The 14,490-nt window shown below is 31.7% G+C and carries 14 protein-coding genes and 5 tRNA genes; 8 read left to right on the forward strand and 11 right to left on the reverse strand.

What is annotated here, in order from left to right:
* The 3 genes from B4H69_RS00005 to B4H69_RS00015 form a co-directional block, all read right to left on the reverse strand.
* On the reverse strand, positions 1-386 hold a 386-nt coding region (locus B4H69_RS00005), incomplete at its 3' end, for a hypothetical protein (RefSeq protein WP_291092272.1).
* 85 nt (positions 387-471) lie between these two features.
* Positions 472-1,203: a YebC/PmpR family DNA-binding transcriptional regulator gene (locus tag B4H69_RS00010; protein ID WP_180904920.1), complete on the reverse strand. Its 732-nt coding sequence runs from the start codon at positions 1,201-1,203 to the stop codon at positions 472-474.
* A gap of 95 nt (positions 1,204-1,298) precedes the next feature.
* Positions 1,299-3,407, reverse strand: coding sequence for a M3 family metallopeptidase (locus tag B4H69_RS00015; protein WP_180904921.1), 2,109 nt, complete (start codon positions 3,405-3,407; stop codon positions 1,299-1,301).
* Positions 3,408-3,631: 224 nt separating this feature from the next.
* Between B4H69_RS00015 and B4H69_RS00020 the strand changes: the two genes are divergently transcribed.
* From B4H69_RS00020 to B4H69_RS00030, 3 genes are read left to right on the forward strand one after another with little or no spacing between them, the layout of a single operon-like run.
* Positions 3,632-4,276 carry an NUDIX hydrolase gene (locus B4H69_RS00020; RefSeq protein ID WP_180904922.1) on the forward strand — a complete coding sequence of 215 codons (645 nt, stop codon included), beginning with the start codon at positions 3,632-3,634 and terminating at the stop codon, positions 4,274-4,276.
* Positions 4,277-4,295: 19 nt separating this feature from the next.
* Positions 4,296-5,180: a lysophospholipid acyltransferase family protein gene (locus tag B4H69_RS00025; protein ID WP_038334575.1), complete on the forward strand. Its 885-nt coding sequence runs from the start codon at positions 4,296-4,298 to the stop codon at positions 5,178-5,180.
* A gap of 18 nt (positions 5,181-5,198) precedes the next feature.
* A complete protein-coding gene (locus B4H69_RS00030; RefSeq protein WP_180904923.1) occupies positions 5,199-6,551 on the forward strand; it encodes a UDP-N-acetylmuramate--L-alanine ligase in 1,353 nt (450 codons plus the stop codon).
* 393 nt (positions 6,552-6,944) lie between these two features.
* Here the strand turns inward: B4H69_RS00030 and B4H69_RS00035 are convergent, their stop codons facing one another.
* The 3 genes from B4H69_RS00035 to B4H69_RS00045 all read right to left on the reverse strand — a co-directional run bounded on the left by B4H69_RS00035 (position 6,945) and on the right by B4H69_RS00045 (position 8,843).
* A complete protein-coding gene (locus B4H69_RS00035) occupies positions 6,945-7,769 on the reverse strand; it encodes a helix-turn-helix domain-containing protein (protein ID WP_180904924.1) in 825 nt (274 codons plus the stop codon).
* Positions 7,770-7,790: 21 nt separating this feature from the next.
* Complete coding sequence (locus B4H69_RS00040; protein ID WP_180904925.1) at positions 7,791-8,117, reverse strand: DMT family transporter; 327 nt, start codon at positions 8,115-8,117, stop codon at positions 7,791-7,793.
* 72 nt (positions 8,118-8,189) lie between these two features.
* Entirely contained in the window at positions 8,190-8,843 is a 654-nt protein-coding gene (locus B4H69_RS00045; protein WP_180904926.1) for a YceI family protein, read from the reverse strand.
* Between the two features lie 218 nt (positions 8,844-9,061).
* Between B4H69_RS00045 and B4H69_RS00050 the strand changes: the two genes are divergently transcribed.
* Positions 9,062-9,820, forward strand: coding sequence for a 5'-methylthioadenosine/adenosylhomocysteine nucleosidase (locus B4H69_RS00050; protein WP_125348831.1), 759 nt, complete (start codon positions 9,062-9,064; stop codon positions 9,818-9,820).
* Between the two features lie 99 nt (positions 9,821-9,919).
* Here B4H69_RS00050 and B4H69_RS00055 read toward each other — a convergent pair.
* The 5 genes from B4H69_RS00055 to B4H69_RS00075 all read right to left on the reverse strand — a co-directional run bounded on the left by B4H69_RS00055 (position 9,920) and on the right by B4H69_RS00075 (position 10,403).
* A tRNA-Tyr gene (locus tag B4H69_RS00055) sits at positions 9,920-10,000 on the reverse strand.
* 32 nt (positions 10,001-10,032) lie between these two features.
* A tRNA-Thr gene (locus tag B4H69_RS00060) sits at positions 10,033-10,106 on the reverse strand.
* A 41-nt stretch (positions 10,107-10,147) separates the two neighbouring features.
* Positions 10,148-10,224: transfer RNA gene (locus tag B4H69_RS00065), tRNA-Thr, on the reverse strand.
* Positions 10,225-10,231: 7 nt separating this feature from the next.
* Positions 10,232-10,312, reverse strand: a tRNA-Tyr gene (locus B4H69_RS00070).
* A gap of 17 nt (positions 10,313-10,329) precedes the next feature.
* Positions 10,330-10,403, reverse strand: a tRNA-Thr gene (locus B4H69_RS00075).
* A gap of 277 nt (positions 10,404-10,680) precedes the next feature.
* Between B4H69_RS00075 and B4H69_RS00080 the strand changes: the two genes are divergently transcribed.
* The 4 genes from B4H69_RS00080 to B4H69_RS00095 all read left to right on the forward strand — a co-directional run bounded on the left by B4H69_RS00080 (position 10,681) and on the right by B4H69_RS00095 (position 14,469).
* Entirely contained in the window at positions 10,681-12,327 is a 1,647-nt protein-coding gene (locus B4H69_RS00080) for a Na/Pi cotransporter family protein (RefSeq protein WP_180904927.1), read from the forward strand.
* A gap of 30 nt (positions 12,328-12,357) precedes the next feature.
* The gene (locus B4H69_RS00085; protein WP_180904928.1) at positions 12,358-12,747 is read left to right on the forward strand and encodes a hypothetical protein; all 390 of its coding nucleotides are present in this window, start codon (positions 12,358-12,360) and stop codon (positions 12,745-12,747) included.
* 175 nt (positions 12,748-12,922) lie between these two features.
* The gene (locus B4H69_RS00090; RefSeq protein ID WP_180904929.1) at positions 12,923-13,441 is read left to right on the forward strand and encodes a DUF6584 family protein; all 519 of its coding nucleotides are present in this window, start codon (positions 12,923-12,925) and stop codon (positions 13,439-13,441) included.
* 44 nt (positions 13,442-13,485) lie between these two features.
* Complete coding sequence (locus B4H69_RS00095) at positions 13,486-14,469, forward strand: acyltransferase (protein ID WP_038334559.1); 984 nt, start codon at positions 13,486-13,488, stop codon at positions 14,467-14,469.
* Positions 14,470-14,490: the final 21 nt, after the last annotated feature.

Raw genomic sequence — 14,490 nt, forward strand, 5'->3', positions numbered from 1 at the left:
ATCTGAATAAGGAAACCAAGCGTGAAAAACAAGGCTGCAAACTTCAATAAAGTAAAGCGAAATGTTTCGTTTATGATTAATTTATTGACCAATGGTTTCGAGATTTTTTCGTCCAAAAGCTTTTCTACTTTTTTATAGAAAATCAATAATAAAATTATAATCACCATAACAACTGTAAATATCAAAATAGAACTCATCGAATGATAAAACATCATTCCCATCGCCATTCCTAATACAGCTAGTATCAATTGTGGTAATTGATTAATTGCTTTTCGAATCATTTCTTCAGTCTTTTTTAACCAATCAGCTCCAAGAATTTCTGGCGCAGCCATCCAAAAAGCAACAAATTGTAAAATCAAACCAAGTAAAGTAAAAATTTTTATCATTCTCAAAAATTCAATTATAGTTAAAGATAAAAAAAACCGTTTAAAATAAATTAAACGGTTTTCATATTATTCTTTTCAAAAAAGATTATTCTTCCTCTTCTTCGTCTTCTTTCATCGTATGATAAACGTTATTGACGTCCTCATCTTCGTCAAATTTCTCCAACAATTTCTCGATGTCAGCTTTTTGTTCTTCTGTTAATTCTTTTGTTGTTTGTGGAATTCTTTCAAATTCTGATGAAATAATTTCATATCCACCTTCTTCCAAAGATTTGAAGATTGTTCCGTAATTCTCGAAAGGTGCAATTAATACAATTCCATCTTCATCCTCAAAAATCTCCTCTACTCCAAAGTCAATCATTTCAAATTCTAATTCCTCTAAATCTAAATTTTCAGGTTTTTGAATTTTGAAATTACAGATATGATCAAACATAAATTCAACAGAACCTTGCGTTCCTAATTGTCCATTACATTTACTGAAATAAGAACGAACGTTAGCTACTGTACGATTGTTGTTATTTGTAGAAGTTTCAACTAAAATAGCAATTCCGTGAGGTCCATAACCTTCGAAAATAACTTCCTTATAGTTTTCTGTATTTTTATCAGATGCTTTTTTGATTGCGCGTTCGATGTTATCTTTTGGCATGTTAACAGCCTTCGCATTCTGAATCACCGCACGAAGATGAGAATTTGAATGCGGATCAGGTCCTCCTGCTTTTACTGCCATTACGATATCCTTCCCAATTTTAGTAAACGCTTTAGACATTGCCGCCCAACGTTTTAATTTACGTCCTTTTCTAAATTCAAATGCTCTTCCCATTTATACTTGTTTTTATAGCTGCAAATTTATTCATAAAACGAAAAAAATCCAAGAACTATGTCTTGGATTTTTAAGATGTTAATATTTTAGAATGATTATTTCAATCCGTGATATTTTAACATAGGCTCAATTGAAGGGTTTTTACCTCTAAAATTTTTGTAAATCACATTCAAATCGTCCGAATTTCCTTGAGAAAATACTTTATCTCTCAAAATTTGACCATTTTTACGTGACATTCCTCCATTTTCTATTGTCCATTGGTATGCATCATGATCTAACATTTCTGCCCAGATATACGCAAAATATCCAGCTGCATATCCTCCGCCAAAAATATGGCTAAAGTAAGAAGAACGGTAACGAGGCGGAACTTGTGGTAAATTTGTTTTATTATCAATTAAGGCTTGTTTCTCAAAATCATCTACACTTGTTATTGTTTTATCGACAGAAACAGTGTGCCAAGACAAATCTAAAGCCGCAGCAGAAAGTAATTCTGTTAACGTATAACCTTTATTAAAATTAGATGCTTTTTTCATTTTTTCTACCAACGCATCAGGAATAGCAGCTCCTGTTTGGTAATGCTTCGCATAATTTTTTAGGATAGATGGTTCCGTTACATAATGCTCGTGAAATTGCGATGGAAACTCAACAAAATCTCTCGAAACATTTGTTCCAGATAAAGTTGGATATTTTTGATTTGCAAAGAAACCGTGCAACGCATGTCCAAATTCATGGAAAGTCGTCACTACATCATCATACGAAATCAACGCAGGTTGACCATTTGCAGGTTTTGTGTAGTTTCCGACATTATAAATAACAGGTTTTGTTCCAAATAAGTGCGATTGCTCTACAAGATTACTCATCCAAGCACCTCCTTGTTTAGAATCTCTTTTGAAATAATCGGTATAAAATAATCCCAATTGAGAACCATCTTCATTAAACAATTCGTACACTTTTACATCTTCGTGCCAAGTAGGAATATCTGTGCGCTTTTTGAATGAAATTCCGTACAATTCTTTCGCCATAAAGAAAATTCCATTCTCTACAACTGAATCCAAAACGAAATAAGGTTTCATTTCATTTTCGTCAATATCATATTTCTCTTTACGTACTTTCTCCGCATAATAATTCCAATCCGCAGCTGTTAATGTATTTGCAGGATTTTCTTTCTTCGCTAACGCTTCAAATTCTTTTGCATCTTTTTGTGCCATTGCAGTTGCCGCTGGAATCATTTGATTCAAAATTCCTTTTGCTGCTGTAGGATTTTGCGCCATTTGATCTTGCAAATTCCATTCTGCATAATTCGAAAAACCTAATAATTTAGCTTTCTCCGCACGTTTTTTAACCAAAGTTAAAATTGTAGCACGTGTATCGTTTTCGTCTTTTTTCTCTGTTCTAATCCAAGCTGCATCAAATAATTTTTTTCTTGAAGCTGCATTAATCATATTTTGCAATTCAGGTTGTTGCGTTGTATTCAATAAACTGATTAAATATGTTCCATCAGCTTGTTTGAAAGCTTCTAAATCAGCATCACTCAAACCAGCTAATTCTTCTTTCGAAAAAGTAACGCCACCAGATTTTGTTCCTTTTAATAATTGATTTGAGAATTTAGTTTCTAAAGAAGCAATTTCTCCATTCAATTTTTTCAATTCATCTTTTTGTGCAGCAGATAAATTTGCTCCAGCCAATTCAAATCGTTGATAATACACATCTAACAAACGAGATGATTCTTTATCTAAATTCAATGATTTTTTATTGTCATGTAAAGTTTTTACACGTTGAAATAATTTATCATTCAAATAAATTGCATCGCTATGAGCGGCAAATTTAGGAGACATCTCCTCCTCTACTGCTTGCAATGTTTCGTTTGTATTTGCACCTGTCAATAATCCAAAAACATGATTAACTCGTGTTAATAATTGACCAGATTTTTCCATCTCAACTAATGTATTTTCAAAAGTTGGTGCTTCAGAATTATTAGCAATTTTATTGATTTCGACTAATTGTTCAGCCATTCCTTGCACCAAAGCAGGTTTGAAATCTTCGTTTTTAATTTTCGAAAAATCAGCAGTTTGGTAAGGCAAAGTGCTCACTTCAAAAAAAGGATTTTTATCGTTCCACATACTATTTGTTGACTTTTCGCTACAAGAAGTGGCTAGGATTGACGATCCTACCATCATTCCGTAAAAAAGTTTTTTATTAAACATTTTTATTATTTTTAGACCTAACGAAGTTAAACTTATAATGTGAAATTTCAAAAACATTCTGTTTTTCATTCAAACGATGGAAAATATTTAAGCTAAATCTTAAAAGTTAAATAATTAATAAACCTTACCGAAAAGATTGAATTTTCTTCGACGAAAATAATTATCTTTGAAAAAGAGTGAGGAAAAATTTCACTCTTTTTTATTACCCTAAAAATCAATCCATTTTGTATTTAGATTTAGAAGAATTAAAATATTTATTAGCCGAAAGTGTTGAAGAATTGCCTAGTTGGGAATCACACCAAAAGCTTTCACCTCCATATCGTCAAAAATTTGATTTAGAATATGTAAAACGTACCAATCCAAGAAGTGCGTCTGTCATGATTTTATTGTATCAAAACGAAGATGGCGAAATTGAATTTCCAGTAACCATGCGTGTTTCGTACGAAGGAGCGCATTCGCATCAGTTTTCTTTACCAGGTGGACAATTTGAAGAACAAGATATTAGTTTTGATGAAACTGCTATTCGTGAAACAGTGGAAGAACTTGGTGTAGATTACGAAAACATTGAGATTGTAAGACAATTGAGCGAAATGTATATTCCGCCAAGCAATTTCTTGGTTTATCCTTATATCGGAATTTATCATGGAGAGCCACATTTCAATCCAGATGAGCGTGAAGTACAATATGTTGTTCCATTAAATTTGGAAGCTTTTTTGAATGCTGATTACGAAGTTTTTGAGAGAGAATTTTCTGGTCAAGTTGTCGAAATTCCTGGTTATAACATTGGTGACGATGAATTTCTTTGGGGCGCAACGGCAATGATTTTAGAAGAATTTAAAGATTATCTAAAAATCGTATTAAATTTGTAACTTAAACAATTAAGAACTCGTGTCTCAAAAAGCAAAGAAAAAGAACGCATTTCGCGATTCATTTGGACATCTATATTTCCTAAAAAGGACGTTAATTTTCTTATTAGGATCATTTACCTATAACCGTTATAATGGTTTTAATAAACTAAAAGTTAGTGGTACAAAAAACTTGGTTCATTTGCCAGCTCAAAATGTATTATTCGTTTCGAATCATCAAACTTATTTTGCTGATGTTTTTGCGATGTATCATGTATTTTGTAGTGTAAAAAATGGTTTTATTGATACTATTAAAAATCCAATTTATTTACTTAATCCTAAGATTGATTTTTATTACGTTGCCGCAGAGGAAACGATGAAAGATAATCTTTTGACGAAATTATTTGCCTACACAGGAGCGGTAACCGTAAAAAGAACGTGGCGTGCAAAAGGAGAAAATGTAAATAGAAAAGTAGATTTAAGCGAAATTAACAATATCGATATTGCGTTGCAAAGTGGTTGGGTCGTAACGTTTCCGCAAGGGACCACAACTGCATTTGCGCCTGGTCGTCGTGGAACTGCGCATTTAATCAAGAAGAATAAACCAATTGTAATTCCAGTTGTGATTGATGGTTTTCGTAGAGCTTTTGATAAAAAAGGTTTGCGCATCAAAAAACGTGGAATTAATGCGACAATGACATTCAAAGAGCCTTTGGAAATCGATTATGAAAATGATTCGAGCGATGCAATCATGAAAAAAATTATGAATGCAATTGAGCAAGCGCCAGAGTTTAATAAGGTTCGACCAATGGACGAAATTCTTGCTGAAAATAGTGAAAAATCATTGGATGATTATTTGAACGAAGATGACGAAGAGTTTGATGATTTCGAAGAAATGGGCTACGACGAAGAAAATAAAAAAGACTAAAAGAATACAACATACAAAATGAAAAAAGTTCATTTTATTGCAATTGGTGGAAGTGCAATGCACAATTTGGCGATTGCTTTGCACGAAAAAGGTTATCAAGTAACGGGGTCTGATGACGCAATTTTCGAACCTTCGAAAACACGTTTGGATCAACGTGGTATTTTACCAGAAGAAATGGGTTGGTTTCCAGAAAAAATTACAACAGATTTAGATGCTGTGATTTTAGGTATGCACGCTCACGCTGATAATCCTGAAATGTTACGTGCGCAAGAATTAGGTTTAAAAATCTATTCATATCCAGAATATTTGTACGAACAATCGAAAGATAAAACGCGTGTTGTGATTGGTGGTTCACATGGAAAAACGACGATTACATCAATGATTCTTCACGTTTTGCATTATCATAATATCGATGTAGATTATATGGTTGGTGCGCAATTAGATGGTTTTGATGTGATGGTAAAATTGACAGAAGACAACGAATTTATGATTATGGAAGGAGATGAATATTTATCTTCTGCCTTAGATCGTCGTTCAAAATTCTTGTTGTATCAACCAAATATTGCGTTGATTTCTGGTATTGCTTGGGATCATATCAATGTTTTTCCAACGTTTGCAGATTATACTTCTCAATTCTCAAAATTCGTAGAATCTATCGTGAATGGAGGTGCTTTAATTTACAATGAAACAGATGAAGAAGTTGTAAAAGTTGTAGAAGAAACTGAGAAAGCAATCAAGAAATTTCCTTATCATTTACCAGAACATTTTATCGAAAATGGAATCACTTTTATCGAAACAGAAGATGGTCCAATTCCATTAGAAGTCTTTGGTAATCATAATTTGATGAATTTAGAAGGCGCTCGTGCAATTTGTAAACAATTAGGTGTAATGGATGATGACTTCAACGAAGCAATTCAATCATTTAAGGGAGCATCTAAACGTTTGGAATTAATTAATCGTACTTCTGATTTTGTTGCGTATAAAGATTTTGCTCATGCGCCAAGTAAAGTAACTTCGGTAACCAATGCTGTAAAAGAACAATATACAGATAAAACAGTTGTGGGATGTTTAGAAATCCATACCTATTCGTCTTTGAATCCTGAGTTTTTGGTTCAATACAAAAGCGCTTTAGATAAAGCTGATATCAAAATTGTAATGTATAGCCCAGAAGCGTTAGAAATAAAACGTATGGAAATGATTTCTCCAGAAGATATCAAAAAAGCGTTTGGAGACGATTCGATTTTGGTGTTTACGAATGGTGAACAATTGCAAGATTATATCGAAAGTTTAGATAAAAAAGATAAAGTATTTTTGATGATGAGTTCAGGAAACTTCGGTGGAGTAAACTTGAATGAATTATTTAAAGCATAAAAAAATCACCTTTCAAAAAAAGGTGATTTCCACTTAAATATCTATAAAATATAGAAAAAGAGAACTTAATTTTTTAGGTTCTCTTTTTATTTTTTGTCAAATGGTCAAAATAATCATTTTGGGTTTTTGGATTACTTCTTTTCAAATATCAGTAAACTTAGAACTATTTTAAACTTTTTCGGAACTATTAATTTTAAAAACATTATTTTAGAAAAAACAGAGGTGATATAAACTTTTAGTAATACTCTACTCACTTTTGTTAGCTTTCGCCATCAAAAAAACACCTCTGTTTTTACTATAAAATTATAGTGACCCTTTTGATAGTAACAAAGATGATAAAAATCGAGATTAAAAAAAGTTTGAAAAGTAGCCTAAAGATGTCCAAAACGGAAGTTATTGTAAACTTTTTCTAAATTGAGTTGGACTAATTTTTAGATGTTTTTTAAAAAAATTTCCGAATGAATATTGGTCAGAAAAGTTTAACTCATTCGAAATTTCAGAGATTGTTTTAGTTGTTTCACTCAACAATACTTTCGATTCGCGAATCACAACAGAACTGATTAATTCTTTTGTCGTTCTACCCGTTATTGATTTACAACATTCAGTTAAATATCTAACTGTAATATTCAGTTTATCTGCATAATATTTTGCATCTCTATTTTCTGTATAACCCTTATTTAAGTCATTCAAAAAACGTTTTACAATATCATCTTTTCGCGTTCCTTTTCTTACAATAATTGTTTGTTGTTTCGAAAGTTCGCTAAACGTTGTGTAAACAATCGCATAAAATAAATTGAATTGTAAATAACGCACGAATTTGGTCGATTTCTCTTGCAAACGCAACTTTAACTGCAATAAAAGCTCTATTAAAGCAGAAAATTCTATTTCATTGAAATGATAATTATTAACTCTGCTTTCGCCAAAAAATTGGTTGTATTCATAACCACTCAAATCGATAATCGACGTATCTAAAATCTTTTTGGTTAAGACTAAACTCAATAATTCTAAATCAGATGATTTTGAAATTATTTGATAAGATTTATTAGGTTCTGGGAAGAAAACATCGTGTTGTTTAAGTTTAATTTCTTGGTCATTTTGAGAAATAATTAAATAACCATGCTGAATAAAAATCGTTTGAATCAAATCTTTTTTCAAACGTTTATTCTCGACAGTTTGCTGAATAAATTCCTCTTGATCAAAAACATTAAAATTCTCCATAAATCAACACAATAGTTTTAGTTAATTTGACACAAATTTTAATCCAATAATTGAGCAGATTAAAGTCGTTAAGAAAAAAACGCGCCAAAAACTTGCCGGTTCTTTAAAAATAAAAATTCCGACCAAAACTGTTCCGACCGCTCCAATTCCCGTCCAAACTGCATAAGCCGTTCCGATTGGTAATGTTTGCGTTGCTTTTACCAACAAAACCATGCTCACCGTTAAGAAAAATAAGAAGCCGCCATACCATAAATAGGTGTCATTTCCGGTTGCTTCTTTTGCTTTTCCAAGACATGATGCGAAACCGACTTCACACAAACCTGCGATTAGTAAAATTATCCAATTCATTTTTTACTGATTTATTTATAAAAATTAAGACTACAAAAATGTAGCCTTAAAATTAATTATTTATTTTTTGAATTATTTACCGAAACTATCGCTAAATTCTACTTGACCTTTGATGTGTACTTCGCTCCATGTTTTAGAAACGCCATCCGCACCTTTGTGTAATTCGAAACAAGCCTGATTAAGAGCTTCCATCGCTTTTCCTGCGTTAAAATCCATCAAATCAACATCTGTTTCAATTGAAAAAACATTGTTCTCAAACGTCGATTTTACTTCGTATTCTTTAGAAGCATTATTCAACGTTAAATTCAAGAAAGTTTTACCATCTCTGAAATGTAATTGACCTTTGATTTCGCTTGTATTGATCATGTTTCCGAACAAAATATCTTTCAATTTTTGATCACGATCAATTTGATCAGAATTTAATGTAGCAACTGTTGCAATAATATTTGCACCTTCTAAAACTTCTTGAGGCGTTTTTCCATCTTCTTTTGCATCTTTCACCAAAACAACATCAAAACGTCCTGAAACAGCTACTTTTTCTGTCGTTTTATAAGCCGTCCACTCAACTCCAGATTTTCTAATCACACCTTCTACAATTTCAGTTGGTTCTTCCACTGTAACAGCAGTTTTAGCAGGTTGTTCTACTGGTTTTTCTTCTGTTTTATTCGTACAATTCATCAACATTACTGATGCACAGCATATAATCGCTATAGATAATTTTTTCATTTCAAACTTTTATGTTACAAAAGTACAACAAGCCAAGACTAATTCACAATTGATTTTTAACATATTCTGAAAAAAGTCTACTTTTGTAACATGATAAAAAATCTTCTAAATACGTGTTTGATTATCATTTGTTTGCCATTTATCTTAATTTATGAGATTTATTGTTCGGTTTACAAATACAGAAAATAAATTGGTAACTTCGCTTTCAAATTGAAAAGATGAGCGAAAGAATAATAGGAATAATGGGTGCTATACCGCAAGAAATAAACGGTGTAGTCAACTTATTAACAAACAAGCAAGAACATAAAATTGGTCGAAGAAGTTATTTTACTGGAGAATTAAACAATCAAAAAGTTGTGGTCGTTTATTCTCGTGTTGGTAAAGTTGCTGCTTCTGCTACGGTTACAACTTTAATCCTTGAATTTAAAGTTTCTGAATTGATTTTTACAGGTGTTGCAGGCGGAATTCATGCTGATGTAAAAATTGGAGATATTGTGTTAGGACAAAGTTTGATTCAACATGATATGAATGCACAACCTCTTTTTCCTGCTTATGAAATCCCTATGTTAGGAAAAGCTTATTTTGAGGCTGATTCTTCTCAATTAGAAGTTGCGACAACAGCTATTTTAGAAATTTTAGAAGAGCAACATTTGCATAATGTGATTTCTGAAAAAGATTTGGATAAATTTAATATTCATCAACCTCAACTACATGTCGGTTTAATTGGTTCTGGAGATTTATTTTTCTCGACAAATTCTCAGAAAGAAAAATTACAACAAAACTTACCCGAAATACTTTGTGTCGAAATGGAAGGCGCTGCAGTAGCACAAGTTTGCTACGAATTTGATATTCCTTTTATCATCATCAGAACAATATCAGACGATGCCGACGATCATTCTACATTAGATTTTAATAGTTTTATAGAAAAAATTTCGAATGTATATTCAATAGAGATTATTAAGAACATCATCAAGTAAAAAGTCCTTTAAAAAGGGCTTTTTTTATGATGCACACATTAATAAAAAAAATCATCAAAAGATTTGATGATTTGCTTTCCAAATATTTAAAATGGATTGTGGGGAGAGCAGGATTCGAACCTGCGAAGGTTACCCAACGGATTTACAGTCCGTCCTCGTTGGCCGCTTGAGTATCTCCCCGCCTAATAATAAAGTATTCTTCAAAAAAGAAGAGCCGATAGAGGGACTCGAACCCACGACCTGCTGATTACAAATCAGCTGCTCTAGCCAGCTGAGCTACATCGGCGATTTTTTATTTTTGTTTTAAAAGTAAAATATAAACTTTTTTGGAGCCGATAGAGGGACTCGAACCCACGACCTGCTGATTACAAATCAGCTGCTCTAGCCAGCTGAGCTACATCGGCTTTTTAGTGGGGAGAGCAGGATTCGAACCTGCGAAGGTTACCCAACGGATTTACAGTCCGTCCTCGTTGGCCGCTTGAGTATCTCCCCGACCTATATTTTTGCTGAGCCGATAGAGGGACTCGAACCCACGACCTGCTGATTACAAATCAGCTGCTCTAGCCAGCTGAGCTACATCGGCAAAAATATTATTATTTGAATATTTCAAATTGAAAACAGGAGATTCATTTCTCGAAAGAAGTGTTGTTCCTTTTTCGTGGTGCAATATTAGGGCAGTTTTTCGAATCTCGCAAATGTTTTTTCAAAAAAAAGTAGAAGTTTTTTCGAAAAAACCACTTCAATTTTGAAAATCAGAATTTTAGAATTCAAAAAAAAATCAAACTTTTTTTCAATAAAAGTAAAAAAGATAATATTCTATTTACATTAGAGTCCCTATTTTTGTGGTCAATTAATCATTAATGCATCTTATCATACAAATTTTGCAACTTTTCGGAGCAATTGCTCTGTTCATTTTTGCGATAAAACTATTAAGCGAAAATTTACAAGCGTTATCTGGATCGAATTTTAAACGCACTTTAAACAAATTAACCAAAAACAATTTATCGACAATTGTTACAGGTACTTTTTTTACAACAGCCATACAATCTTCCTCGGCTGCAAGTGTATTTATATTAGGATTTGTAAATGCTGGATTGATTAATTTGCGAAAAGCATTTGGTTTGATATTAGGTGCAAATATCGGAACTACGCTTACATTATGGTTGGTCTATTTCGGAATGAAATTCGATTTGATACAAATTGCATTGCCTCTTATATTAGTGGCTTTTCCATTTTATTTATCAAAAAAACGTAATCAAAGAAAAGTAGGTGGAATTTTATTTTCACTTTCATTACTTTTTCTTTCGCTATATTTCTTGAAAACTTTTTTACCTTCTATAGAAAGTCATCAAAAGTTACAAGAATTCTTTCAACATTTATCGCATTATGGTTTTTTGACTAATTTATTATTTATTCTATTTGGAATATTATTAACAGTTTTAGTCCACTTTTCGTCAGCATCAATTACCATTGCAATTTTATTAGCAAGCAAAGGTTTACCTATCGAATTAGCCGCAATGATTGTTTTAGGAGCTAATATTGGAACAACTTTTACAGCGCATTTAGTTGCAGCAATTGGAGATAAATACACAAAAGTAGTCGCAGCATTTCATACATTTTTCAATGTTGTAATTGCGTTTATTTTTATGTTGATTGCTAATATTGTTTTAAAATTTATTGATTCAGCAATTTCATCGAATATTGCTATACAGCTTATTGCTTTTGATACCATTAGTAATTTGGTTGGTGTAATTTTATTTGCTCCTTTTATCAATAAATTGGCTTTCTACTGTCAGAAAAAGTATTTCTCGGTAAAATCTACAGATAATAAGTTAGAGTTTTATGCGATTCCATTTGGAACAAATTCTGACCTATATAAAAATGAAGCCAACAAAAAACTTCTGAAACTTGCTTCTACAACAAAACAAACGATTTATACGCTTGGTCGAATGATTACTGAAAGTGATGAAGAGAAAATTTTGGTTTTTCGTGAACGAATTTTGGAACTCGAAAAAGAAGGTGATCAATTGGAGCGAGAAGTCAATGAATTTTTGAATGAAATTGCTGATTTAGATTTACCAAACGAAAATAAAATTGCGATTCATCAACTAATTACGCTTTGTCATCATTTGGAAAGTGTGGGTGATATTGCGATTAAGATTTCGTCTATTCATCGTCGTCGTAGAATGACAAATAGTTATTTTACACCAAAAATGAGAACCTATTTGGTCGAATTTCAAAACAATTTAGATCAAACAACGCGAATTTTAAATCAAAATTTGAACGAAACACAAGAAGAAGTTTCTATTAAACAAGCGGAGTTTATCGAAAAAACGATTAATACAATTTACAAAGATGCCGAAGCCAATTTGATGAAGACAATCGAAAAAGAGAAGCTTTTGACTACAAGTGCGCTTTTCTACAAAGATTTAATTCAGAATTACGAAATTCTTGGTGATCATCTATACAAAGCTAATGCAACAATTGTTAAGCTAAAAAATCAGTAGATTTTTGTAAGTTTAAAGAAATTATATTGCATGGCTACTACATTTACAATAAAGCTTGAAGAGCAAATTATTGGAACTACAGAATTTGAATTTGCAGATGTTCCGATGGGAGTTGTTTATGGCAAAATAAATTTTATAGATATTGAATCTCCTTATTTATTATTCAAAAATTATTGTTTAGAAAATAACATCCAAATCAATGATGATTTTGAAGATTCTAGAATGATAGATACTGTTGTTATTCCAAATCTTAGAATTTATTATAATGATTTTAAAGAAGAATTAAAAGGCTGGGGAGCTGCAATTACTGGTTCTGAATTTTTAGATAATAAAATCTATTTTGAAATTCAATTTGGTGGTGTAATTTCAGAAACGATGTCAACTTTATTCAAACATCATTTTGATGAATATTTTAAATAATAGCTTATCTTGAATTAAAATTCATCAATTCGAGTGATTTTTAGAAATATATTTCTAAAAATTGTATCGAGAATTAAGATGAATTTTAAATACTAAAACCTTATTCTCGATACAAAATTCTAAACGAATTTCACTCGAATTGACGGTTTTATTTATAAATTTTCATAAAAATAGCATGCAAAGAAGTTTATCTGAAAAAATAAATTATGATTTGGAACAAGGTCGAAAGCACAAAGCAACTTTACGATTAAGAAATCTTATCAATGAATTTCCAAATGATTTGACTTTAAGAAATAAACTGGCTGAAATTTATTATGAAAGTGGCTTTTTAGATGAAGCTGGTAAATTTTGGATTTTATCAGAAGAAAGAAATTCAGAAATTGAGCGATGTATCGAAATTTACAAAAACTCTGTCAATAATTCTGGAAATCAGATTTTGAAAGACATTCTTTTTCGTGGAGATAAAACTAAATTATCACCTCATCTGCAATCAATTTTAAACGAATTAGAAAAAGATAGTTTCGAAAAGACTAAAAATATTCCCAATTTTCTACCTAAGAAAAATTACCAAGAAGAAAATAATTATAAAGAAACCTTTAAAGATAAACTTATAAAATATTTATTTTTTGGATTTCTAATTTTTATAGTTCTATTGATAATTCTTGGATTTATAAAATTAATTGAATGGTTTTAACTTCTAAATTCGCACACTTCTACTCTATTTTGTAATTTTGCAAAATGTTTGATTCAAAGCAAATTTTTTCTATTCAATCCGAAGAAGATTTCCAAAACGTTGCATTGGAAGTTTTCCGTTATCAAGCGCAAGAAAATGAAGTCTACAAAAACTTCTTAAATTTCTTGAACGTTGATTATTCTACTGTAAAACACACCAACGAAATTCCTTTTTTACCGATTCAGTTTTTTAAGAAATTTGAATTGATTTCGGGAAATCGTGAAGTGGAAAAAATTTTCACAAGTTCTGGAACAACTGGAATGGCGACAAGCAAGCATTTGGTTACGGATTTGGCATTGTATCATTACAGTTTAGAAAAATGTTTCGAACAATTTTATGGTCCACTTTCCGATTACACTATTTTTGCTCTTTTGCCTTCGTATTTGGAGCGCACAGGTTCGTCTCTAATTGATATGGTGGAGTATTGGATTGAGAAATCCGGCAGCGATAAAAGTGGTTTCTACTTGTATAATCACGATGAATTGTACGAAAATCTTATTGCCCACGAAAAAACGGGCAAGAAAGCAATTTTGATTGGTGTTTCGTTTGCTTTGTTAGATTTTGTCGAAAATTATAAAATGAATTTGCAACATACAATTGTCATGGAAACTGGCGGAATGAAAGGTCGCAAGAAAGAAATTACGCGCGAAGAATTGCATTCAATTTTGAAAAATGGTTTCGGAACAAATGAAATTCATTCGGAATATGGAATGACGGAATTGCTTTCGCAAGGTTATTCTCGAGGAGATTTGACGTTTAAATCGCCAAATTGGATGCGAATTTTGATCAGAGAAACCGAAGATCCTTTCCAATATGTTGAAGAGGGAAAAACAGGTGGCGTAAATGTGATTGATTTGGCAAATTACAATTCGATTAGTTTTATTGCAACTGATGATTTAGGTAAAAAAATAACTCACAATCAATTTGAAATCTTAGGACGTTTCGATCATTCGGATGTGCGAGGTTGTAATTTGATGGTGATTGAATAATAAATAAAATCCCGCACTGAG

Origin of the sequence: Empedobacter sp. UBA6745, from assembly GCF_002453775.1 — a bacterium.
Lineage (GTDB): Bacteria > Bacteroidota > Bacteroidia > Flavobacteriales > Weeksellaceae > Empedobacter > Empedobacter falsenii_C.

Bases quoted from the DNA above. Each gene is read 5' to 3' on its own strand.
- B4H69_RS00010 (WP_180904920.1), bottom strand. From the start codon at position 1,203: ATGGGAAGAGCATTTGAATTTAGAAAAGGACGTAAATTAAAACGTTGG.
- B4H69_RS00015 (WP_180904921.1), bottom strand. From the start codon at position 3,407: ATGTTTAATAAAAAACTTTTTTACGGAATGATGGTAGGATCGTCAATC.
- B4H69_RS00030 (WP_180904923.1), top strand. From the start codon at position 5,199: ATGAAAAAAGTTCATTTTATTGCAATTGGTGGAAGTGCAATGCACAAT.
- B4H69_RS00035 (WP_180904924.1), bottom strand. From the start codon at position 7,769: ATGGAGAATTTTAATGTTTTTGATCAAGAGGAATTTATTCAGCAAACT.
- B4H69_RS00040 (WP_180904925.1), bottom strand. From the start codon at position 8,117: ATGAATTGGATAATTTTACTAATCGCAGGTTTGTGTGAAGTCGGTTTC.
- B4H69_RS00045 (WP_180904926.1), bottom strand. From the start codon at position 8,843: ATGAAAAAATTATCTATAGCGATTATATGCTGTGCATCAGTAATGTTG.
- B4H69_RS00050 (WP_125348831.1), top strand. From the start codon at position 9,062: ATGAGCGAAAGAATAATAGGAATAATGGGTGCTATACCGCAAGAAATA.
- B4H69_RS00080 (WP_180904927.1), top strand. From the start codon at position 10,681: ATGCATCTTATCATACAAATTTTGCAACTTTTCGGAGCAATTGCTCTG.
- B4H69_RS00085 (WP_180904928.1), top strand. From the start codon at position 12,358: ATGGCTACTACATTTACAATAAAGCTTGAAGAGCAAATTATTGGAACT.
- B4H69_RS00090 (WP_180904929.1), top strand. From the start codon at position 12,923: ATGCAAAGAAGTTTATCTGAAAAAATAAATTATGATTTGGAACAAGGT.
- B4H69_RS00095 (WP_038334559.1), top strand. From the start codon at position 13,486: ATGTTTGATTCAAAGCAAATTTTTTCTATTCAATCCGAAGAAGATTTC.